This is a genomic window from Prosthecobacter sp. (assembly GCF_044378005.1).
Classification (GTDB): Bacteria; Verrucomicrobiota; Verrucomicrobiia; order Verrucomicrobiales; family Verrucomicrobiaceae; genus Prosthecobacter.
Genome location: NZ_JBILYB010000006.1, coordinates 37,139 through 61,013, shown reverse-complemented (window position 1 = coordinate 61,013; position 23,875 = coordinate 37,139). Strand labels below are relative to the sequence as shown.

The following is a 23,875-nucleotide window of genomic DNA, read 5'->3' as shown; positions in this document are numbered from 1 at the left end:
TTAAGGAACGACGGACTTCGTCTTTTTATGCGCCCCTGGGATATCCGGTTGGGTGTCTTCCCACTTTTTGAGCCGCTGCTGCCATTCGGCGAGCTTTTCACTACTGGCGAAGGGTGACTGGGCTGTCGCAGCCTGTCCGTAGAAAGCGATGATGCTTTCGAAGATCAGGCGCTCCTTTTCCGGTGACCTCCCGACGGTGGACTCGGCAAACCAGCCATCAGCGGCGATTTCATACTGCTCCCAGGCACCCTCATACTCCCCGCGTGCGACGAGAAGGTCACCCAGCCGACGATGCAGCTCTAGGATACGCCAGTATTCCGCGCGCGTCTGGCTCACATCCTCGATGGCCTCACAGATGGTCTGCTCAGATTCCGAGAATTTCCGCATCATGCGCTGGACTTCACTGAGAGCCATCCAGGCATCCACGAGGCGGGATTCATGACCGGTGGCCTTGGCGATGCTCAGCGCCTTGCGCGCGGTGTCTTCACCTCCCGGACACCCCGGACATAGGCAGGTCAGAAAGGCATGCTCGATGAGGGCATTCAGCACGCGTGGGTGGTGGGTGCCATACTCCTCCTCCAATAACCCTAAGCGTGCTGAAGACGCTTCCAGCGCTTCGTCATAATGCTCCTGAAGCTGGCTCGTGGTGGCCAGGCTGCTGAGGATATAAGCCCGACGCGCGATGTGTTTCCGCTCCTGCGGCAGCAGCGCCAAAGCACGCTGAAGGGCGGCGGCGGAGTCCTGAAGCCGACCTGCACTGCGCAGGGCATCTGCCTGCTCTCGGAGCCAGGCCGAGACCTCCAGAGGATCGTTTATGCCTTTCAGGCGGATCACTTTTTCAAAGAGTGCCAGCGACTCGTCATGGCGCCCCGCCAAGGAGAGCGCACGGGCGAGCTCCTTGCGGGTGAGAAGAGCGCGCGCTCGCATCCGGGCATCCGACTCGGCCAGGCTTTCAAAGCCTTCGGCAGCTGCTCGGAGATACTCGATTGCCCGATCCTTCGAAATCAAAGCGAGACTCCGTGTGCCGAGCTCAAAGAAAGCCGTCAGCGTGTCGGGAGACTTTTCACCCTCCGTCTTTTTCAGCAGTTGCCAGTGGCGCTCAAACCAGGGCAGGGCGCGCGTGCGCTCTTCGAGGGCGGAGTAAAGCTTGGCAAGTTGCCCGGCGAGCTCTGCCTCGGCCTGCGGCTGATCGGCAAAGCGTGACATGCCCGCAGCGCATTCATCCGCTAGCTTGCGCAACATTTGCGTGTTCATGCCGGCATCGGCATGCCTGCGGGCATTGATGAGCAGCTCCTGAAGCTGATCTCCCACCTGTCTGGCGAGGTCTGCATGACTCCTGGCGGTCTGCGTTTGCTTCAGGACTTCCCGCCGCTGAGTCTCCTCTCGTTCCAGCGCCCACAAGGTGGCGACGATGCCACCTGCGAGGGAAATGACCACCGCTGCCGCCGATGCAATGCCGCTCTTGTTTCTGACGAACCACTTTTTCAGCCGATAAGCTGAGCTGGGAGGTGCGGCGATGACCGGCTCGTCCAAAAGATAGCGATGCAAATCTTCTGCAAAGCTGAGTACGGTGGGGTAGCGACGCTCGCGATCTTTTTCCAAAGCACGCAGCACGACCCAGTCGAGCTCACCCCGAAGCTCCTGAACTAGAAGCTTGGTCTTCTTTGTCAGGCGCGTGACACGGCGGCTGGGCAGCTCGATCTCAGTTTGGCGCACGCGATGCAGCAGCTCGGGGAGTGTCTCGTCCTTGTCGTGAGCTTCCGCGATCGGCGTTGTGCCGGTCAGCAGTTCGTAAAGCATGACACCGAGCGCATAGACATCCGCGCGCGTGTCCACATCCTGCCCGGTGAGCCCTGCCTGCTCGGGGCTCATGTAGCGCGGCGTCCCGAGCACAGTGCCGCGCAGGGTCATGTCTGTACCCAGCGAGAGGTCACCCTCCAGGGCCTTGGAAATCCCGAAGTCGATGACCTTCACAAGCGGCCTGCCATCCAGCGTTGAGACCAGGACGTTGGACGGCTTGATGTCGCGATGCGGGATGCCTTTCTGGTGGGCGTGCTGCACGGCGAGGCAAGCTTGCAGCAGGATCGTCAGACGTTCCCGAACAGGTGCGTCGTGCTGAATGCACCAAGTGGTGATCGGCGAACCTGAGACAATCTCCATGACAAAGTAAGTGCGCCCGTCGGGTAACTCACCAGCGTCGAAGACGGCAGCGATGTTCGGGTGCTCCATGCGCGCCAGCACTTGATACTCGCGGTTGAAGCGCATCGAGACAGGCTGCGTGACGAGACCGCTGCGAATGATCTTAATGGCCACATCACGCCGCACAGGATGGGTTTGCTCGGCGCACCAGACATAGCCGGTGCCACCCTCGCCGATCACAGACTTCAGGATGTACCTGTCGCTGATGATCATACCGGGTTGATCCTGGCTTGGCTGGCCGACCTTGTCGTGATCGGCCAATGTATCGTCCGCCGCCAAAGCCAGATCGTACAAGCCTGCAGAAGGCTTGGTCAGAGGTGTCTGGCCGTGGGATTTGAACATGCAGGTGAGTAATGCATGTGCTACTCGATGGGCAACCAGCGCGCGCCATCGACGACGACGTAACCGTCCGCGCCAGCGTTGCTGATGGTGATGGCGGTGTCATTGCCGCACTCGAACTCACCGAGATCGAGCCAGAAGACCCCCTCGCCTGCTTTTGGCTCTTTGAGGTTCAGCTTCATCTTCTGCACGCCGCCCGAGTGCTGCACTTCGACCAGCGCATTGCTGGCACGGTTGCTGTTCGGCGGCGCAGCGAGCATGAGGCGATATTTGCCGGGCTTGGTGAGCTTCGGTTCAAAGCGCAGACTACACTGGCCGTCCTTGGAGTTGCCGTCGTGACTGTAGCCGTCGCCGATGAAACTCTTCGCGGCACTGCTTTCCTGCCAGTGGCCGGTGACTTTGGCTTCCGTGTCATCCATGACGATGCCTTTGAGCGTCTTGGCTTCGATGCCGCGCGATGACATCGGGCCGCTGTATTGGAGGATCTGGCCGTCTTTGATCAATTGCTCACGCAGCTTTTCATAAGGCACGCTTTGCACAGGCAGGCCGCCATCAATCGCCATCACGGCGGCGGTGGCGGCGCTCTGGCCGAGGATCATGAAGACGGGCTCCATGCGTATGGAACCATACGCGATGTGCGTGGCGGACATGGCGACGGGGACGAGCAGATTCGAGCCCTGGCCTTTTTTCGGAACCATCGAACCATAAGCGATCTCATACGGGCCGTTCGTGCTCACGCCGATGTCGCCTTCGTTCTGCACATAGCCCTCGGCGGTGATGTGGCGCTGCACGTTGTGGCTGTCGATGGTGTAGCTGCCCATGCCGACGGACTCGGGCGTGGGCTTCTTTTTGCGCAGCTCGTTTTCCGTCATGACGAAGTGGCCGATCATGCGGCGAGCCTCGCGGATGTAGAGCTGGTGTGACCAGTTGCCGTTGTCGGTGAACTCATCTTTGGGCAGGCCCCATGTTTGCAGTTCTTCCTGCACCTTCTTCGGCACGCGCGGGTCATTCGCCACGAACCAAAGCAAGCCCTGCTGATAGGTGCGATGCTCGGCGATGATCTCTTTACGGCGCTCGTAGCTGGCTTCGGGGTAGTCGTAGTTGAAGCCGATGTTATCAAAGCTGAAGGGGCCGTGATTGTTCGTGTCCGTCTTGTGATTCGGGATGGGATCGAACTTCTCGAAGAACTCGCCCCAACCGGTGTTCAGCACGCGCAGCAGCAGTTCATACTGCGTGGCGTCGTAGCCTTCCGGCTTCGGGAAAGGGATGCGATTGCTCGGGTCCGTCGTGTAGCAACTGCGGAAGCAATAGGCCTGCACGCGCTTGTCGCCCTCACCTTTGACGCCGGGATCTTCAGCGCTCACACGTGGCAGCAGACCGCTCTTCGGGTCACCCGGCACTTTGTAGGGGCTGATAGGTTCCTTCACCGCGCCGAAGTGGTGGCGATGATTCAGCACGCCGACCTGGATGCCGTTGTGCTCTTCGCCATAGACGCTGTTTGCCTCGCGCCCGACATGGTAATCCACCCCCGAAGCGGCCATGAGATCGCCTTCATAAGTGGCGTCGATGAACATCTTCCCTTCATACGTCTTGCCGCTGAGCGTGGTGATGGCGGTGATTTTATCGCCGTCCTTCTTCACGCCCTTGGCGCGGTCGAGCCATTCGTCGCGCATGACTTCGATACCGAACTCTTTGACGTAATCTTCGAAGACTTGCTCGGCTGCGTGCGGCTCGAAGATCCACATCGTGCGGTTCTCGCCATCCATCGCGGGAGTGCCCTGGCCTTTGTTGCCGTACTCGGATTTCTTCTGCTGCACCCACGAGCTGTCTTTGTCATAGTGCATGTAGATGCGGTGATAAAAATCGCGCGCAAGTCCGCCGATGACGGCTTTGTTGCCCGTGTCGGTAAAGCCAAGACCGCCACTGCTCAGCCCGCCCAGATGCTTGTCTGGCGACACGATGATGACGGACTTGCCCATCTTTTTCACCTGCACGGCAGAGGTGACGGCAGCGCAGGTGCCACCGTAGATGACGACGTCATGATCTGCGGCGTTCAGAGAGTGACCGACGACGAGAAGAGTGGTGAAGAGAACTCGAAATTTCATGGCTGGTGATGATTCGACGCTTCATCGCCGCATGAAAGGAATCGGCAATCAGAATGTTTAGAGCGCCATGATTCGCTTCATTCTTCCGCTCCTTTCCGCCTCCATCTTCGCGCAGGATCTGCTGCCCCAGTCTCATGTCCTCCGGGAACCCGGCAAACAGTCCGACTTCCCTGCCCTGACAACGACTGCTGATGGCATACCGCACGTGGCCTATGTGCAGTGGGATGGTGAAAAGGACACGCTGCATGTCGCCAAGCTCGCAGGTGGTGCTTTGAGCGATGTTTTACCCCTCGGTCAACCCGGCATCATCCACCAGCCCGCGATGGCCACGGATGGCAAAGGCACGATTCACGTCATCTGGTCGCGAGTGAATGACCAAGACCTCATGGACCTACACGCCGCCCAAATCCGTGATGGCAAAGCCTCGATCACCAAGCTCGCCAGCTCGCCCAATGGCGGCAATGCCTTCGCCAAAGCGATCACGGACCATTCGGGTAGAGTCTGGGTTGTCTGGCAAGGAATGCGCGGGACTCAGGGTGATATCTTTTGCCGTGTATTCGATCCAGCTCTCAAAAAATGGTCCGCTGAAATTCAGGTCACAAAAGATGCCGGTGGTGACTGGGAACCTTGCGTGGCTTTTGCTGGCTCGGATGCCTGGATTCTGTTCGATTCGTCACGCGGCAATGAATTCAACATCTACGCCACGAAGATCAGCGCTGATCTCCAAGTCGGCGAAACGAAGCCTCTCATTTTCACGGACCGCTACGAAGGTCGAGTGAGTGCCATTGGCGCGAAGGACGGCAAAGGCATCTGGCTGGCCTGCGAACGCGGCAACCAACAGTGGGGTCTCGATATGCGTGCGCATGGCCGCCTCCAAGGGCTGAACGGCGGCAAGAACACCGTCATTGCCTATCTTGATCTCTCGACTGGCAAACTGGATGAATTGCCCAGCCCTGACGCTCTTTTCAATGACCTGCCCGGCCCGCAGCCTGCGAAAGCTGCCGCACCTCGTGGCAACAATCCCAAAGCAAAAGCCAAAGCGAAGGCAAAAGCCGCAGAGCCAAAGAAGAAGAGCAATCAACCACCGCCCAATGAAGTCGCTGCGCTAAATCTGCCGCACCTCATGCTTGATGCCGCTGGCCGCCCCTGGCTCACCGTGCGTTACTTCAAAGGCTACTGCTGGCGCATAGGCCTCACGTGTTACGATCCTGCCACGAAGCAATGGTCGAAGCCCTACGCCATCCCCGGCAGCGTGTATTCGCAGGATCGCCAGACGAACCATGCGCTCGGCAACGATGGCAGCCTCTGGATCACCTGGCCGAGCGACCTACGCTCTTCAAAGCTGCATCAAACAAGCGGTATTCACCTCGCGAAGGTCGCCACTGATCTCGATCTCCCACTCGTCACCGCGCCAGCACCGAAAGCTCACGAACCTTTCGCGGCTTACATCAATGCCGTCACTGCCGAGCGTGCCCGCGATGAGCGCCACACCTGGACGCACGGTGGCGTAACGTACAAGCTCTACTGGGGCGACTACCATCGCCACACTGACATCTCGAATTGCATCACCGCGAACGACGGCTGCGTGCTGGAGCAGTTCCGCTACGCCATCGACATGGGCAAGCTAGACACCCTCGGCACGAGCGACCACACCGACATCGCCAAGATCTACCACCCCTATGAATGGTGGCTGAACCAGAAGATGGTCGATGTTTTCTACGCGCCCGGCTTCTTCACCAGCATGTATGCCTATGAGCGGGAGCAGAAGTGGCCCTTCGGTCATCGCAACATTGTCTTCGCCCAGCGCGGCGGGCCCATCGTGTACATCCAGCGAAAGAACTACGTCGATTCCCCCTGGCAGAAGATTTTCCCCGTGAAAACGGATGGCCCAGCCGAGATGCACCCCACCGAACTCTGGGATGTGCTCACGCGCTACGGCAAACCCGTCACCGCCATCTCCCACACTGGCGCGACGAGCATGGGCACGGATTGGGATCAGATCCCACCCATCGACCACCGCGTCGAAAACGTGATCGAGATCTACCAAGGTGCCCGCGTCAGCTACGAAGGGCTGAATGCCCCGCAGCCCACCGTCGGTCTGCGTGTTGGTGAAGACTACAACCACTCCTCCACCGTCATTGGCAAGCCAGTGGTCGGCGAACCGATCCGCAGCTTCACCGAAAAGAACAACGGCGTGTATCAGCACGCCCTCGAACTCGGTCACAAACTCGGCGTCTGGGCGAACAGCGACCACATCAGCACCCACACCAGCTACGGCGGAGTCTATGTGAAGGACTTTACCCGCGAAGGCATCATCGAAGGCCTCAACGCCCGCCGCACCATCGCGGCGACGGACAAGATTTTCGTCGAGTTCACCTGCAACGACAAACTCCTCGGCACCGAGATCGCCCTTAGCGGCAAACCTGTGCTCAAATTCGCCATCGACGGCACTGCGCCGATCAAACGTGTCACCCTGGTCCGCAACGAAAAGAACCACCAGCAGTGGGAACCGGGCACGAAGACCTTCGAGCAAACCTTCACCGACGAAGCACCCCTCCCCGGCGAAAACCGCTACTACCTCCGTATCGAGCAAAGCGACGGCAACATGGCGTGGAGCAGCCCGGTGTGGGTGCAGGTAAAGTAGGTCTTCGTCAAAAGGTCAAAGAGGTCATCTCGACCTCCTTGACCCATCTTGACAAAGCACAGCGCCTGACCGGCACTGCCACTACTTCATCGGATGCTCTTTGAGCAGCTCAGCCGTGTTGTAGAACATCATGCGGCCGGGATTGGCGGCGCGGATTTTGCCGACCTGTGCGGGGGTGATGGGCTCGGCTTGGTTGCCGAAGGCGTTGCGCACAAAGGTGAGCACGGCGGCCATTTCGTCGTCTTTGAGCATCCCGGCGAAGGGAGTCATGGGCACTTGGCCGTCGTATTTTTTGCCGTTCACTTCGAGCGGTCCCATGAGGCCATACATGGCGATCTTGATCAGACGATCCGTGTCGCCCATGACCCACGGGCTTTTCTCGATGGATGGGAAGGCGGGGTCGAGGCCTTTGCCGTTCGGTTGATGGCAGGTCACGCAGTGGCCTTCGCGGTAGTAGATTTTTTGTCCGGCCATGAACTGGGCTTTGGCTTCGGCACTGAGGTTTGCAGGCGCTTTGATCTCGGCAAACTCGGGCTTCTCAACTTCGGCGATGCCGGCGAGGCGATCTGCGGCAGTCTTGGCGGCGTTTTGGCTCCACACGTCCAGAGGTTTGCTGCTGGCGATGGCGACGATCTTTTTGCCAGCATTCGTGTCGGGCAGCCAGGAGGCGGCGACGATGGCTTCCAGGCGAACGCGGCCGTGTTCATCAGCAGCGGCTTTTTCCAGAAGCGCGGCATGATCGGCGATGACGTGGTGGTTGTAGCGCAGCACACGCACAGCGGCAGCGCGGGCGTGGAAGTCGGTGGAGGCGAGCATCTCGCGCAGCAGGCCGTCATCGACCTGATTCATGCCCCAGGTGACCCAGAGGGCTTCGAGCTTGGCGTGGACATCGGTCTGCTTGGCGGCCCAGGCTTTGACGGCGGGGATCACTTCGCTGACAGGATGGCTGCGCAGCTCGCGACGCGTGCGATAGCGGATACGGAGTTCGGGTTCCTTCAGGTTCTCGAGCAAAGTAGCGACGGGGGCACCATCGATCTGCACGGGCTTCATCAGCGGACGGCTCGGGTAGGTGATGCGGTAGATACGGCCATGGACGTGGTCGCGAAGCGGGTCACGCGCATTGTGCTGCATGTGGCCGATGAGGACGTTGTGCCAGTCGATCACGTAGAGGCTGCCATCGGGCGCGAACTCGAGATCGACGGGGCGGAAGTTGCCGTCGCTGCTCTTGAGCAAATCCTGACGGAAGCTGGTCTTCCAGCCGGTGCTGTCGTCTTCGATCTTGTGCTGCTTGATGCCGAGGAAACCGATGGCGTTGGCGAGGATGATGTCGCCCTGCACTTCATCGGGGAAGTGACGCGAAGAGACGATCTCCAGACCGCTGGTCGGACGCACTTTTTGGGCGGATGGGATGAGGTCCGGTGTGGACGGTGTCTTGCTGCCGAAGGTGGGCTTCACGGAGACGGGCAGGCCCCAGTTCATGCTGGTGCCGGAGGTGTGGAGGAAGAAGTCCTGACCCCACTGGTCGAAGACGAAGCCCCAGGGATTTGGGATGCTCATCTGGATGGTGCGCTCGAGTTGGCCACGCTGTGGGCTGTAGCGGAAGAAGCCGCCATCGACGCAACGGACGGGACCGTAAGGCGTCTCGACATTCGAGTGGAGGAAGACGCCCTCGCACAGCATGAACGCACCGCTTGGATCAGCGGTGAAAGCACTGATCGCGTGATGCGTGTCATGCGTGTCGAAACCTCCGAGCACGATCTCGGTGCTGTCGGCTTTGTCATCGCCATTCGTGTCGCGCAGCAGGATGAGGTTCGGTTCCTGAGTGACATACACACCCTCGGGCGCAAACTCGAAGCCGATGGGCAAATGCAGCTTGTCGGCGAACACGGTTTCTTTGTCGGCCTTGCCGTCGCCGTTCGTGTCTTCATAAATGAGCAGCATGTCGTTCGGCATCGGATCGCCAGGGCGATAGTGCGGATACTTCGGCATGGTGGCGACCCAGAGGCGGCCTTTGTCATCAAAGGACATCTGCATCGGCTTCGCGAGATTGGGGAACTCCTGCTCGCTGGCAAACAGCTCGACTTTGTAGCCCTCGGGCACGGTGAGCGACTTCACGGCTTCCTCGCCGTAGAGATACTTCGTGCTGCCGTTCTTCACGCTCGGCTGGTAGTTCGTCGGCACGGGCGAAAGCTTCAGCGTCTTGCTGTCATCGACGGCGATATCCTTCTTCTTCGCGGTAGCGACATCGTGAATCAGAGCATCACGCAGCGCGGCCATCTCGCGGGTCTTCTGCACTTCTTCGGGGTAGTTCTGCGGGCCAAAGGGATTGTAGCGCTGGCCATGCGTGTGCACGCCGTTGAGGATGTTGTAGTCGTTGTTCCAGAACCAGTCCTTCTCCTTCACGGCTTCAAGAACGAGCTTCGGATCAGCCTTCGACTCGCGGGACTGATGCCCATACACGCCGGTGGCGAGCAGCTCGGCGATCTTCTCGTAGCCTTCTTCGTTCGGCACGAAACCACCCGTCGTCAGCGGCTGCTCGGTCTTGTCATAAAGTGCCTTCGTGGGCGAGAAGAGGTCGATGAAAGTCAGCCCGCGCTTCTTGGCCACGGTCTCCACAGCGGCGGAGTAGAGGATGAGGTTGGCGTTCTCCTTATCGCCATTCGGCAGGTCGCGCTTGGCGCTCAAATTTTCATACGCGATGGGAGTGACGAGCACGAGACGCGGGGCCGCTTTGCCATTGTAGGCTTTGCTCAGCGTGTGCTGCACCCAGGCGTCGAGTTCGTCCTCGAAGTTCTTCACCTTGCTCGGGCCGTCGAAGGATTCGTTGTAGCCAAAGAAGGCCACGATGGTGTCGGCCTTCAGGTGCGTGAGCCACTGGTCAGGCGTGGAGTAGAAGCCCTTGCCGTTGTGAATCTTTTTGTCGGGGTGGAACTTCTCCGCGCCGGGGAAAGCCCACTGCGAAACGCGCGCCGGATGCGGACGGAAGCCAGGGGTGTCGCCCACATGGCCCATGTTGCGGAAGAAGAGTTCTTCGTTCGGGTAGCGCAGGTGCAGCTCGGTCTCGATGCGGCTATACCAGGTGTCGCGCTCGGCGAGTCCGTTGCCGATGAGCACGATGCGCTCGCCCTTCGCAGGAGGAGCGACGGTTTGAGCACGCGCCGAGGTCGCAGAGGGAGGCTCAGCATCTGGAGCGTGAGGATGATCGTTCGCAGCAGCGGCTTCCTTTTTCTTTTCACCAGGCAGACCGGTGGAGGGGCTCTTGCCTGTGGCGAAATCGCCGGGCTTCAGATTGATCTGCTTGTAGTGGTCACTCTTCAGCGCGGAATAGTTCGTCGGATTGAAGGGGTCGATGAAGTCCACTTTCGCCTTCGCTGGCACCTCAATGCCGAGCAGATGGAAGGAAGCGTTCACGATCAAGCGGCGCAGGTCTTCATCCACAAAGTCCACCGAGGCACCCATCGTGGTGCAGAAGGACTTGCCCGTGCCTTTACCGTCTGGCGTCTTGTATTCAAAGAGCCAGGCCAGCGCTTGCATGGGCTCGTTCTTCGGACCCTTCACCGGATACGAGCGATCATGCAGGCTCTCCGTCACCGCGCCGCGCAGCAGCACGGTCGCGCGGCTGAGGTCCAGATTCTTCACCGCATAGACATCGGTCGTGCCGAAGATCTCCTCCACGCCTTGCAGTACAGGATGCTTGAGGTTCGCCGTTTCGAAAACACTGCGGGTGCCTTCCTTCTTGTGCGCGCCGTGATGCGCCACCCATTTTTCACCGAGAATCTGAAGGCCGAACTCCGACCATTTGAAGTCACCTGTCTTGGCTCCGCCGGAGAATGCGTGCGTCGCCGTGCGGATGCCGATCACCGGTTTGCCAGCATTCAGATAGCGAGCAAAGGGCGCGAGCTGCGCCTCAGGGAGCTGGCGGAAGCGCGTGCCGATGATCATGAGGTCGGCGTTGTCCAGCGCCTCGGTGCCACGGATGTTCTTCTGGTTGTTCGGGTCGATGTAGCCCGCTTTTTCATCCGTGGAGAAAAGGACGATGCAGTTAAAGCCATGCGTCTTCGCCAGGATCTTCGCCAGCATCGGCATCGTCTCCTCGGTGCGGTATTCCTCATCGCCTGCGACGAGCACGATTGTTTTGCCTTTGCCAGCGCCGCCGGGGTTGGCAGCGAGTTCGAGGTAGTCCTGAGCAGTGACGAGGCTGCACAGGAAAGTCAGGGTGAGGAGGAGGTGCTTCATGGTTGGGTCAACGGGCGGGAATCGATATACCGCGTGAGGAGGACAAACCGGACATTTTTTCTCCAACTTCTTTTTTCCAAGGCCCGGCATACACAAAAGAAAGCCTTCACGGCGTTAGGCGCATGAACCGCGCTCCAGCGCCAGCCCAACTCACCCATGAAACCAACCCAACGCACCCTGTTTGTGCTTCTCGGAGTGGCTGCCCTTAGCGGGGCGGCAACTGCTCAGGAGAATGCCCCACCATCGCCTCCGGCCAATCCCGCACCTGAGGCCGCCAAACCTGAACCTCGACGCGAGCAACCCGCCGAGCGTCCCCAGTCGCCCGAAACTCGTGGTGGAGATCGCGGCGAAAGGCGGCCGCAACCTGAAGCCAATCGTGAAGGACCACCTCGTCGTGGCCCGGCTCCAGAAGCTCGTGGCGAAGGCCGCCCGTCCCCTGAAGCCAACCGCGATGGCCCCGCACGTCGTGGACCCGCGCCAGAGGCTCGCCGTGAAGGAGATCGTGATGGCCCAGCCAAACCCCGTGACGGTGAAAACCGTCCCCAGATGCATCGCGATGGCGGTGGTGAACGCGGCCCTGGACCACATGACGGAGACCGTGGTGACAAGCCCGGCCCTCGTGACGGTGAAAAGCATTCTCCAATGCATCGCGAAGGAGATCGCGACCGCCCATCTGGCCCTCGCGATGGTGAAAAAGGCCAGCCTCCTCATCAAGGCCCCCGTGGTGAATTTCATGCTGATCGTGGTCCTCGTGATGGCGACCGCGGCCCGCAGCAGGGATCTCGCGACAGCTTCTCGCAGAAGCGGCCTGAAGGTCCCTCCTCACCACACTTCGGACACAGACATCGCCATCATGGCCGTGGCATCGGACCCGACTCACGCTTTGGCCAGCGCCCGCAGCAACCCCGTGGTCCGATGATGGGACGCGGCCCGGATCAACACATGCAGGGCGGCCCTGGCCCACGCGGACCTGAGCTCCATCGTAAAGGTCCACCACCGATGATGCATCGTGGCCCACGTCCTGAAGGTCGCGGTTCCGAGCAACGCCCGCACATGGACGAACGCCGAAACGATGGCCCGCAACCACCGCGCGGTCGCGGAGATGAAGAACACGGACGACGCGATTATCGCGGGGCTTGATTCCCCCCGCTGTCATCCAACCCATGAGCGGCTGAGGAAACTCAGCCGCTTTTTTATGGCAGAGTGGAGACGATGTCTGACACCGGATACAGGATCAGCGGACCAGACACATTTTTTGGCAGCGCGGTGAGCAGAACAAAGCTGGTGCCCGTGGCAGGATCAGCCCACGCAAGCGTGCCGGTGGAGCCGCTGTGGCCGAAAGCACGAGGCGAGCAGCCTTTGCCGAGGCCCGAAAGGCCGACCATGAATCCGATGCCGCGATGAGCTTCGAGCGTGGGCGTGTGATCCTGGATCATGAGACGTGCGGTGGACTCGCTCAGCACTTTGCCGTCAGGATGCAAGAAACTGCGCAGGAAGGTGGCCACATCACCTGCTGTACTGTGCGCACCACCCCACGGTGCGCCAAGATTTCGCCAGTAGTCGCTGTTCCAGTCCCACTCGCGCGCGTTCGGATCGCCAGCACCGGCCTCGGGGGCGGCGTGCTCCGTCTGCATCGGCACCATGTCGGATTTCTTGAATTTGCCGAGGCCGAGCACACTGCGCGACATGCCGAGCGGTGTGAAAACGAGCTGCTGGAGAAAATCCGGAAGCTTCATCTTTGTGACTCGCTCCACGATCTCTGCGGCGAGCAGGATGCCCATGCTTTGATAATGATACTTCGTGCCGGGCGCGAAAAGCAGCGGTGTGCGCACCGCCCCCTTCACAAATTCCGCCAGCGATGCGTGCCGGGCCCGCAGCTCATTGTTGTTCTCCAGTTGATCTGGCAGGCCCGAGGTGTGCGTGAGCAACTGCTCGATGGTGATGTCCTTGCGCACGCCATCGTTGAACTCGGGCAGGTATTTCACCGCACGATCCGAGAGCTTCAACTCGCCACGATCTACCAGAATCATCACTGGAAGGGCAACGGCAAGCGGCTTGGTGATGGAGCCAAGCAGGAACATCGAATCCGCCTGCGCCTTGCCGAAGACGTGTTGCGTGACCTGATCGCCCCGGCGCACATGCAGCACAGCGGAGTGGAGCATGCCGTTGTCGATTTGCGTCTGGATGATTTGAGCGGCGGGTTGCATGAGAGAGGCGGATCGGGCGCGGGTGGTCAGTCCAAGGCCGGCAAGCGTGAGGGCGAGAGTATCGCGACGGTTCATGTGATCAGTGGTTGAGTTCGTTCAACACGGCGAGGGTCATCGCTTTGACGCCAAAGCTGATCGAGGGCGCGGCTTCAGGGCGATAGAAGGGCGAATGCAGGCTCGGTAGCACTTCGCCAGTCTTGGCGGCCTTCTCGACTTTTTCGGGCGCGACGGTGCCGAGCCAGGCGAGGAAGACGGGGATTTTGTCGGAGGTCATCGTGTAGCGGGAGAAGTCCTCGCCGGCCATGGAGGTCTTGCGCTCGATGATGCTCGCCTTGCCAAAGGCATCCGCCCAGACTTGGCTTACACGGGCAGTGAGATCAGGATTGTTAAAGAGCGATGGCGTGCCAGGTCCGGTCAGTTTGATCTCAGGCAGCAGATTGCCCGGCAGTCCGGCGGCGATGCCCAGGCCACGGCAGATGCGCTTGATCGACTCCAGCACTTGGTTTCTCGTTTCAGCGCTGGTGGTGCGCACGGTGAGGCCGAGTTCGACCTTGTCAGGAATGATGTTGTGCTTCGTGCCGCCGTTGAACTTTCCCACCGTGATCACGACGGGCTCCACGGGATGCAATTCGCGGCTGTCGATGGTTTGCAGCGCCAGCACGATCTGCGAGGCAAGCACGATAGGGTCCTTCGTTGTGTTCGGCATCGCGCCATGACCGCCGACGCCTTTCACCAAGATGTCCACGGTATCCGTGCTCGCGGTGGCTGGGCCGCTGGTCACGCCAAAAGTGCCGACGGGCAGCCCGGCATCGCAATGCAGCGCGAGGCACACATCCGGCTTGGGGAAGCGCTGGAATAGTCCGTCTTCAATCATTGCCAGTGCGCCCATGCCGCGTTCCTCCGCCGGTTGCGCGATGAAGACCAGTGTCCCCTTCCACTTGTCCTTCGAAGCCGCGAGCGCCCGCGCCGAGCCCACCCAGCAGGTCATGTGCATGTCATGACCGCACGCGTGCATCACGGAGACATCATTGCCCGCATCGTCCTTGGTGGTGGTCTTGCTGACGTAGGGCACGGAACCAATCTCGCGCACAGGAAGCCCGTCCAGATCCGTACGCACCAGCACCGTTTTTCCGGGGCCGTTCTTCAGCACACCCACCACGCCAAAGCCGCCGACTTTCTCCGTCACTTCGAATCCCACCGCCCGCATCTCCTCGGCCATGCGAGCACTCGTTTTCTCTTCATGAAACGACAGCTCAGGGTTCGCATGCAGATGCTCGTAGAGCTGGATCAAGGATGGACGCTGCTCCGCGACCATGATGTCGATGGAATCCGCCGCGTTTAGGCAGGTCGTAGCGAGGAAAAAGAGGACGAGCGACTTCATGACAGACGAAACGTCGCCGGCAGGGGTGTTCCAACAGTTTGTGGTGATTCAAGCCAGCCCATCCAGCGGACCGGTCGCAGTGCTGAATCGCTCAATCTCGACGCCGCCCTTTTGCAGCATGGATGTGTAGAGATTGCAGAGCGGTTGCTGGTTCTGGCCCATGAGGGGAATCTTTTTCTCGGGGTTGATCTTCTTCCCATCTGTCGCGTTGAGTTCCAGCTTCACTTCATCGAGATAGGGTTGGTTGAAGGCGAGGTGCTGGCCGTGGCGGAAGCCGCCGCCGGCTAGGATGGCGGGCAGGTTGTAGGTCCAGTGGGTGTTTCCATCGCGCAGGTTGCTGGTCATCATGACCATGGTGGAGTCGAGCAGGGTGGTGGCACCTTCTTTGGCGCTCTTTAGCTTTCCAAGCAGGCCGCTAAAGGCCTGGATGAGTTCCACCTCGACTTGGCGGCACGCAGCGAGCTTTTTCGGCTCTTTGCCGTGATGAGAGAGGTCGTGATGCATGCCGAAGGTCATGAGGCTCACAGCGCGGGTCGAGTCGGTAACCAGTGCGAGGTGTATCATGTCGATCATGAGCTGGAACTTCGCCTTTTGCTGCTGGTTGTCGCCTATGTCTTTGGGTTCGCTGCCGATGGCCTTGGGCTTGGGGCGGTTCACCCACTCGCGGGCCATCTGGAGCTGGCGTTCCACGTCGCGGACGGATTCAAAGTATTCCTCGACGCGCTGGCGGTCGGCGCTGCTGATCTGGCGATTGAGGCTCTTGGCGCGATCACCCACGAAATCGAGCATGCTGCGGCCTTCATCAATGCGGCGCATCTCGGCATCCATCTCGGCAGGCGTTGCAGCGAGGAAGAGCTTCTTGAAGACCGCCGAGGGTCGGTCGATGGCAGGAATAGTAACGCCATTGGCAGTGACGGAGAGCGAACCGCCTTGCGTGGTCAGGGCGAAGCTCTCATAGCGGGTCTCACCTCGAAACTTGGCCGCAAAGGCCTGATCCACCGAGATGGTGTTTTTCAAATTATACGAGTAATCGGGATAAGGCGCGCCAGTGAGCATGACCGCCTCCGCCTTGTGTCCGCCGCCGCCAGTGTTGGGATGGCTCAGGCCGCTGATCACCGTGAAGTCATCGCGTAAGGCCGCAAGCTGCGTGAGGTGCGCAGGCAGCGTGTAATCGCGGCCAGTGGTGGTGGGCACGAAGGCCGTGGGATCGAAGCCAAAGGGAACGCCGATGCACACCATGCGGCGGGGCGAAGAGGCAGGAGCAGCCGCGAGACGGCCCGCTGGCAGCATGGACTCCAGCATCGGCAATCCAAGGGCGATGCCGGAGTTTCGCAGGAAGAGGCGGCGTGAGATCGGTTTCATACAATGCTTATTTCTGGGTGAAAAGTTCGCTCTGCACGACTTCGTGAATCAGCGTGCGCAGGCCAAAGCCGGACGCCTTGGTTTTTTTCAAAATGGCATCGATGACGAGTTCATCGCCAGCCTCCGTGTGCACGCCTGTGGCAAAGGTGGCGAGTTTGCGGACGAAGTTGCGCGCGAGCAGTTCGGGCCGCGTGGCGAGCGCCGTCTTGTAGTCGCGGACATCGGCGACTTCGATCCCGCCGGGCAACTGGCTCCGCGTGTCCACCGTGGCACCCTTGAGGTATTTGACCTGTCCGTAGTGGGCACCGAAGAAGGCCTTCAGATCTTTGAGCTTCTCACCCGTCTCGGTGGTGCGGTAGTAGTCGCGATAGCGCCCGATGGGATCAAAGGCTTCGAGCACGAAACCAGGTGGATCGATCTTCTGATGGCACCCAGCGCAGGTCTTCACCGACTGGTGCTTGGCTAGTTGCTCGCGGACGGTGGTCGCACCCCGCGTGTCGGGCTCGATGGATCCGACATTCGGCGGCGGCGGCGGGGCAGGTGTGCCCACGATCCTCTCTAGCAGCCACACGCCACGCAGCACGGGCGAAGTGTTCGCGCCGTTGGCTGTAACCTTCAGAATGCTCGCCTGCGTGAGCAATCCACCGCGCACACTGTCAGCGGGCAAAGTGATGCGCCGCAGGGCAGCGCCTTTCACCGGAGGCAATTCGTAGTGCTCAGCCAGACGTTGATTGAGATAGGCGTAGGGTGCCGAAACAAGCATCGCCGCGCCGAGATCACGCTCCACGAGATCGCGGAAACAGGCGCGTGTTTCCCCGACCAGCGAATCATGCAGAAACACATCCTGCCGACCGTCTCCGATGCTTTCAAAATACTCGGGAAAAAGATCGCGGTCCGGCGTGGTGGCGTCGATCTCGCGCAGGTTGAGCCATTGAGCGAGAAAGTCATTAACGAAGGCCTCGAAGCGCGGCGAGGCGATCAGGCGGGCCGCTTCTTTGCGCAGGACATCGGGCTTGGTCAGCTCACCCTTGTCCGCCAGCTTGCGCAGGCCTTCGTCAGGAGCGGAACGCCACAGGAAGTAAGAGAGGCGCGCGGCCAGCTCGTGGCTGTTCAATTTCGGCCCCTGTTCGACGAGGAAGAGAAATTCCGGTGAGCAAAGCACGGCACGGTGCGCGGCATTGAGCGCGACTTCGAGGCATTCGCCTTTGGCGAGTCGGTCACGAGTCATCGCTTGGTAAAGCTCAACCTCCTCGGCCTTCGCAGGTCGGCGGAACGCGCGGCTGATGAATCGGTTGAGCGCTTCACGGATGGCGGGCTCTACTTTGTCCGCCGATAACCGGACGGTGACGGTGTCCTTGAGCTGCCGATAAGCGCGCACAGGACGGAGGATCGAATCCGGCACACGCGCCGTTTTTGCGACTTCTGCGGCGGGAGCCAGTTCCGTGTCGCCGCCATAGAGCAGCTTGTGCCCCGGTGTCGGCCAGCTCTCGATCAGCGGCCCGGTGATCTCCAAGGGCTTCACCACGATGGCTGGCCCCACCGTGGCAATGGGTGGATTGGGATTGTTGAGGAAATGCCAGCCTTTGGGCATCTTCTCCTGCTTGTCCGGCGCATAGACGCTGTAACCGGCGTCGATGCGCACCTTGGCCATGCGATAGGGGGCGACGATGACGGTCTCACCGCGGTCAAAGAATCGCGTCAGCTCGATACTGCTCTGCTGGCGATGCTTCGCGTCGAAGTGGCCGAGCAACTGGCGTCGCTTGCCACCCGAAGCGAGCCATACGCTGTAAATGAGATCCTCGTCGCCTGTTGTATCGAGCGCTTCGGTGGTGATGTGGATGCGATACCTGCCAGGTGTCTCGCGCGTCACCGCCTCGAACTGCCGCAACGCCACAGGCACCTCGATGTGCGTGTCGAGGAAGAAGTGCAGATCCTCGCCGTGCAAGTTGCACTGCAACCGGTTGTGCGCGTAAGCGGACCAAGGCTTTTCGGCCTCGTGGTCAAAGGCAAACCGATGCGTCTTGGTCTCTGGCTTAGCCTGGCGGACGCTAGCCGCTTCGAGCGCACGATCCGCTGCTGCCATGTATTGCTGAATGTGGACAGGCGAGATGCTCAGCGCTGCCGTTTGATTGCTAAAACCATCGCGCAGGTCATCCTCCGGCAAAAGATCCCGCAGTGGCGTGTCGATGCCGAGCAGATCGCGGACGGTGTTCTCGTATTCGAGCCGGTTGAGACGGCGCACGCGCACCCGGCCGGTTTCACCGTGTTTGGCCAGCGCGTCCTGGTGAAACGCGGCCTTCAGCGCTCCGAGCGCCGCGCTGACCTCCGACGCTGGCAGGTGCTCTTTTTTCTTGGGCGGTGGCATCTCGCCGCTCTGCACCCGCGCGAGCACCCGGCTCCACGCCTTGTGGCTCGCGTCATCATGAAGATCTTTGCCGAGCAGATCAGCCCGGAAATCGCCCTCGCTCATGGAGTCGTCGTGACACTCCACGCAGTGCTTTTCGACAAACGACAACGGAACTGCGGCCGTGGCGGTAAACGGCAGTGGCAGGCAAAAAGCGATGGTGATGTAACGAACCATGGAAAGTGGACAGGATTCGCTCACTCCATCACCGCAAATTCCGGTGAGAGCAAAATGGCCTGGCAGAGTTCTTCCCAGGCCGAGAGCGGCTTCTGCGGGGCTTTGGGATTGGCGAAATCGACGCGGGCGTCCCAGCGGCGAGCCATGCCGGGCATCGCGGGCATGTCGGTGCCGGGCATGACGATGCTGGGGCTCCATTGATACGCGGCGGCGTCTTTGCCGCTGACGCTGCTGACGATGAAGTCGAGCGTGTCGCCTTTCTTCACGGCGATCTTCGTCAGATCGGTGCACACGGCCTGCTTTTTCGCGGTCCACTCGCCGAGTTGGCCAGCGCGGCTGCTGAGAACGCGCGCGACGACGCCGTCGCTCTTTTCGTCCATATGGATGAGTTCGGCTGCGATGTTCACCTCGCCATCGAGCGGTGCGACCCAGCGGCGCACGGTGCTTTGCTTGCTCGACGCGCCAGGATCACCGCCCATGGCATCGAGCACGACGCCGGTGCCTTTGAATGCCTTGCCGTCGAAATTGGCGAGCGAGGCGAAATCCTTCACCTGCTTCGCGGCGGCATCGAAATCGCCGAAGCCATACTGCCAGTCCTGCGACTCGGGATGCACGAGGTCGTTCTTCGGATACGCGGCGAGGTAGTCGTGCGCACGCTGCATTTCCTTATCCGTGGGCTGACGCTGGAACACGCGTCGATACAGCTCCTCGATGCGGCTGTTGTCGTCCGGCAGGTCTTTCGCGAGCGTGGCGGCGAGATTCTTCGCGCTGTCGGTGAGAAGGGGGCTGTTCATCAAAATGAGCGCCCGCGGTGTGAGCGCGGTGCGGCTGCGTTTCGGTGCGCTGAAGTTCGGGTCCGGGAAATCGAAGCTGCGGTAGAGCGAGGGCTGCGTTTTGCGATCGACGAAGCCGTAAACCGTGCGCCGCGTCGTTTCGGCGATCTTTTCGGCTTTGCCGCCAAAGTCGGGCTTCAAGCGGCCGGTGACGCTGAGCAGCGCGTCGCGAAACGGTTCCAGATCGAGCGGACGCATCGGGAAATCGGCACGCTGGTAGGCGGCGGTGAGCATGAGGTGCTTGTGCAGCTTCTTGAAGCTCCAGCCATTCTCCATGAACCACGCGGCGAGATGATCGAGCAGCGGCTGATTCGTCGGCTTGTCGCCACGGAAGCCGAAATCGCTCGGCGTGCCGACGATGGCATCGCCGAAGTGCCAGGCCCACACGCGGTTCACGATCACGCGGGCGGTGAGCGGGTTGTTTTTGCTCGCAATGGCCTGCGCGAGTTGCAGGCGGCCGCTTTTGTCCTTCGGGAACGGCTCCGGCGCGATCTGCTTGAGCGCCGTGATGAACTGGCGCGGTGCTTCCGGGCCTGGAGTCTGCGGATTGCCGCGCACGAAGACTTTGCCGTCATACATCTTGTCGGCGTCCGCCCAGCTCATGACGCGTGCAGGCGCGCCGGGATGGTTTTGCAGCTCCGTGACGGCCTTGGTGACATTGCGGCGGATGCCATCGGCGACATCGCGCGTCGAGTAGAGTTGGTTGGAGAGGAAATCTTTGCCGGTGAATAAGAACGGCGAGCCGTCCTCGATGAAAATCGCGCGCAGGGTTTGATCTTCGGCCTCGGGAAGTGCATTCGCCTTCTGCACGGTGTTGAGGCGGTCGATGGCACGCGGTTCGAGTTCTTTGAGCGGCAGATCGAGTTCCTCGGCGGTGGGCACGCAGGCGACTTTCAGCGGCTCGCGCCACTTCTCCGCCCAGAGCGCGTCGATCTGGCTGGTGTAGAGGTTGTTGTAGATGTCGGCGACGTCGCGCAGGTTTTTCGGCGTGGCTTTGGAAAAGGCGCGCGCAACGGAGACGAGCAATTTTTTGTCCGCATTCTTGCCGTAGGCCTCGCACAGCGGTTTGGCCTTCGCGGCGAAATCGGCCTCACTGAGCGCGGAAAGCTCCAGCCAGGGCGTGAAGACCTCTGGATGGCCTTTGACCCATTTGTCCCAAGTTTTCACCACACGGCCATGCGGGCCGTTGAGAAGGCGACGCGGGTCGAGGATGTCGGCTTTGACCGTTTTGCCCTCGTAGATCGTCTTGAACTCGGAATCCTTGGCCGCCTGCAAGTAGTCGCCGACGCGTGAACGCAGCGCGCTCATCGAGCGATCCGCCTCGAAGGCGATGACGCGGATGTATTCGGCGCGTGCGGCCTTGTTTTTCTCCGCATACTCGCGTGTCTGCGGCGTGTCGGCCTGCGGCAGCGCGGGCTGGATTTCGGGCTCCTTGCTGCTGCGCAGGACGGAGTAGAGGCCGTAGTAGTCCTTGGTCGTGATGGGCTCGAGTTTGTGATCGTGGCAGCGTGCGCAGCCAATCGTGAGCCCCATGAGGCCGCGACCGATCACATCAATCGTGTCGTCATACATGTCGTCATCGACGCGGCGGTCTTTGCGACGCCCGAGACCGAGAAAGCCCATCGCGGCGAGCGTGCGCGTGTCCTTCGCGGTGTCGAGTTGGTCAGCGGCGATCTGTTCGAGCAGGAAGCGGTCGTAGGGCTTGTCGCTGTTGAAGGCGTCGATGACGTAATCGCGATACGTGTAGGCGTTCGGGTAGGTGTCGTCGCCGTTGTAGATGCTGCCCATGTTGTCGGCGTAGCGCACGACATCGAGCCAGTGGCGGCCCCAGCGCTCGCCGTAGCGTTTGTCGGCCAGCAGCTTGTCGATGAGCTTCTCGAAGGCCTTCGGGTCATTATCGGCCGCGAAAGCGTTCACTTCCGCGTAAGTCGGCGGCACGCCGAGCAGATCAAAATACGCGCGACGAATGAGGGTGCGCTTGTCGGCCGGTGGCGTGGCTTTGAGGCCAATGATGGCATCGAGCGATGCCGGTTTCGGATCGACGACGGGCTGGAGCGACCAGTGCTTCTTCGCGTCTTCGAGATGCTGCTCGATCTTCGTCAGAGTGCGCGGCCCAGAGCGCGGATCATGCGCGCCTGCATTGATCCACGCCTCCAGATCGGCGATTTGCCCATCACTGAGCTTCTTTTTCGGCGGCATTTGCAGATCTTTGTTCGCCCACTTCACCGCCTGGATAAGCAGCGATTTCGCCGGATCGCCCGGCACGATTGCAGGACCGGTGTCGCCGCCTTTGAGCGTGCCTTCCTTCGTGTCGAGCAGGAGGTTGCCTTTCTGCTTTTTGTCCGCCGAATGGCACTCGTAGCAGTGCTCGACGAGAATCGGGCGGATTTTGGATTCGAACAGCGCAGTGTCCTCGGCACGCACCGTACCGGCAATCAACACGAACGGCAAAAGACGGGAGCAAGACATCACGCGCACTCTTTTTATGGGTTTCATGCCAGCACGCCTTTGACCACATGCCCATACACATCCGTGAGCCTGAAATCCCTGCCCGCATACCGATACGTCAGCCGCTCATGATCAAAGCCGAGCAGGTGCAGAATCGTCGCGTGCAAGTCATGCACCTCCACTTTGTTCTCGATGGCCAGTGCGCCGAAATCGTCGCTGGTGCCATACACGGTGCCGGGCTTTGAACCGCCGCCGGCCATCCACATGGTGAAGCCTCCGGCGTTGTGATCGCGGCCGATGCCTTTCTTCTTCGCCACGTCGTTGTTGTCGCTCGTCGGCGTGCGGCCGAATTCGCCGCCCCAGAGGATGAGCGTGTCTTTGAGCATGTCGCGCTGCTTCAAGTCGGTGAGCAACGCGTGCAGCGGCTGGTCGGCGGCGGAGCAAAGCTCGCGATGGCGCTCGTCGTTGAGGTCGTGGGTGTCCCAGTTGTTGTGATAGACCTGCACGAAGCGCACGCCGCGCTCGACGAGGCGACGCGCGAGCATGAGCTGGCGGCCTTGCTCGGTGTCGCCGTAGAGATCGCGCACGGATTTTGGCTCGCGGGTGAGGTCAAAGGCATCCGTGGCCTCGACTTGCATGCGGAAGGCCGTTTCAAAAGCACTCACACGACCTTCGAGCAAGGCATCGCCCGGATGCTTCTGCGCGAAGTCCTCGTGCATCTGGCGCATGAGGTCGAGCTGGCGGCGCTGCTCGCGTAGCGATGTGGTGCCGCTGCGGATGTGCTCCAGCATCTTCGTCACCGTCGGTTCCTTCGTCGGGATGCCCGTGCCACCGCACCACGCAGGCAGGAAGGCATTGCTCCACTGCTTGTCCCCACTGCTCGTCGTGCCGTTCGGTGATAGCGACACGAACCCCGGCAGATTTTGATTTTCCGTGCCAAGGCCATACACGGTCCACGCACCCATGCTGGGCCGCACGCTGGCGAACTCGCCCGTGTTCATGACAAGCTGCGCCGGCTCATGCACACTCGTCTTCGTGTGCATGGAGCGGATCACGCACAGCTCGTCCGCATGTGTGGCGAGCTTTGGAAACAGCTCGCTGATATCCATGCCGCACTGGCCGTGCTTCGCGAACTTGAAGGCGGAGCGCTGCAGCTTCCCGCTGAGCCGTCCCATGCCAGCCGCCACGTCGCCCGCAGCCTTTTGGTAATCCTTCATCACCTCATCGGCCATCTTGCCGTGATACTTCTCCAGCGCGGGCTTCGGATCAAACGTGTCCACCTGCGACGGCCCGCCCTCGCAGAAGATGTGGATCACCCGCTTCGCCTTAGGCGCGAAATGCGGTTTCTTTGCCGCCAGCGGGGACTGCGGTGCCTCCGCAGCCATGCCGAGTTCCTGCATCAACGACGCCAAACCAAGACCGCCGAGGCCAAAGGCGCTGCGCGTGAGGAAATCACGACGCGTGGTGATGGGGCGGGTGTTGGAGCAAAGAGGGGAAATCATGATCGAACAATACGCGGGGACGGCCCATGATTTTCGTG

The 23,875-nt window shown here is 60.7% G+C and carries 11 protein-coding genes; 2 read left to right on the top strand and 9 right to left on the bottom strand.

Annotated elements, in window-relative coordinates; genetic code table 11:
• Positions 1–2,541, bottom strand: a complete 2,541-nt coding sequence (locus AC6FTP_RS02415; RefSeq protein ID WP_497205309.1) for a protein kinase domain-containing protein — start codon at positions 2,539–2,541, stop codon at positions 1–3.
• Between the two features lie 20 nt (positions 2,542–2,561).
• Positions 2,562–4,643: an FAD-dependent oxidoreductase gene (locus tag AC6FTP_RS02410; RefSeq protein WP_497205308.1), complete on the bottom strand. Its 2,082-nt coding sequence runs from the start codon at positions 4,641–4,643 to the stop codon at positions 2,562–2,564.
• A gap of 67 nt (positions 4,644–4,710) precedes the next feature.
• Here AC6FTP_RS02410 and AC6FTP_RS02405 point away from each other — a divergent pair, with 67 nt between their 5' ends.
• Positions 4,711–7,287: a CehA/McbA family metallohydrolase domain-containing protein gene (locus tag AC6FTP_RS02405; protein WP_497205307.1), complete on the top strand. Its 2,577-nt coding sequence runs from the start codon at positions 4,711–4,713 to the stop codon at positions 7,285–7,287.
• Between the two features lie 81 nt (positions 7,288–7,368).
• Here the strand turns inward: AC6FTP_RS02405 and AC6FTP_RS02400 are convergent, their stop codons facing one another.
• Positions 7,369–11,523, bottom strand: coding sequence for a PVC-type heme-binding CxxCH protein (locus tag AC6FTP_RS02400; RefSeq protein ID WP_497205306.1), 4,155 nt, complete (start codon positions 11,521–11,523; stop codon positions 7,369–7,371).
• A gap of 232 nt (positions 11,524–11,755) precedes the next feature.
• Between AC6FTP_RS02400 and AC6FTP_RS02395 the strand changes: the two genes are divergently transcribed.
• Entirely contained in the window at positions 11,756–12,442 is a 687-nt protein-coding gene (locus tag AC6FTP_RS02395) for a hypothetical protein (RefSeq protein WP_497205305.1), read from the top strand.
• 274 nt (positions 12,443–12,716) lie between these two features.
• Here AC6FTP_RS02395 and AC6FTP_RS02390 read toward each other — a convergent pair whose 3' ends face one another.
• Genes AC6FTP_RS02390 through AC6FTP_RS02365 form a run of 6 tightly spaced genes read right to left on the bottom strand, consistent with a single transcriptional unit; the run spans position 12,717 to position 23,837 of the window.
• Positions 12,717–13,805, bottom strand: a complete 1,089-nt coding sequence (locus tag AC6FTP_RS02390; protein ID WP_497205304.1) for a serine hydrolase domain-containing protein — start codon at positions 13,803–13,805, stop codon at positions 12,717–12,719.
• 4 nt (positions 13,806–13,809) lie between these two features.
• Positions 13,810–15,111 (bottom strand): amidohydrolase, encoded by a 1,302-nt coding sequence (locus AC6FTP_RS02385; RefSeq protein ID WP_497205303.1) that lies wholly within the window; start codon positions 15,109–15,111, stop codon positions 13,810–13,812.
• A gap of 48 nt (positions 15,112–15,159) precedes the next feature.
• Complete coding sequence (locus tag AC6FTP_RS02380) at positions 15,160–16,473, bottom strand: DUF1552 domain-containing protein (RefSeq protein WP_497205302.1); 1,314 nt, start codon at positions 16,471–16,473, stop codon at positions 15,160–15,162.
• A gap of 7 nt (positions 16,474–16,480) precedes the next feature.
• Positions 16,481–19,054, bottom strand: a complete 2,574-nt coding sequence (locus tag AC6FTP_RS02375) for a DUF1592 domain-containing protein (protein ID WP_497205301.1) — start codon at positions 19,052–19,054, stop codon at positions 16,481–16,483.
• A gap of 20 nt (positions 19,055–19,074) precedes the next feature.
• On the bottom strand, positions 19,075–22,356 hold the full coding sequence (locus tag AC6FTP_RS02370; protein WP_497205300.1) for a PSD1 and planctomycete cytochrome C domain-containing protein: 3,282 nt from the start codon (positions 22,354–22,356) through the stop codon (positions 19,075–19,077).
• A gap of 23 nt (positions 22,357–22,379) precedes the next feature.
• On the bottom strand, positions 22,380–23,837 hold the full coding sequence (locus tag AC6FTP_RS02365; protein WP_497205299.1) for a DUF1501 domain-containing protein: 1,458 nt from the start codon (positions 23,835–23,837) through the stop codon (positions 22,380–22,382).
• Between the last annotated feature and the right edge of the window lie 38 nt (positions 23,838–23,875).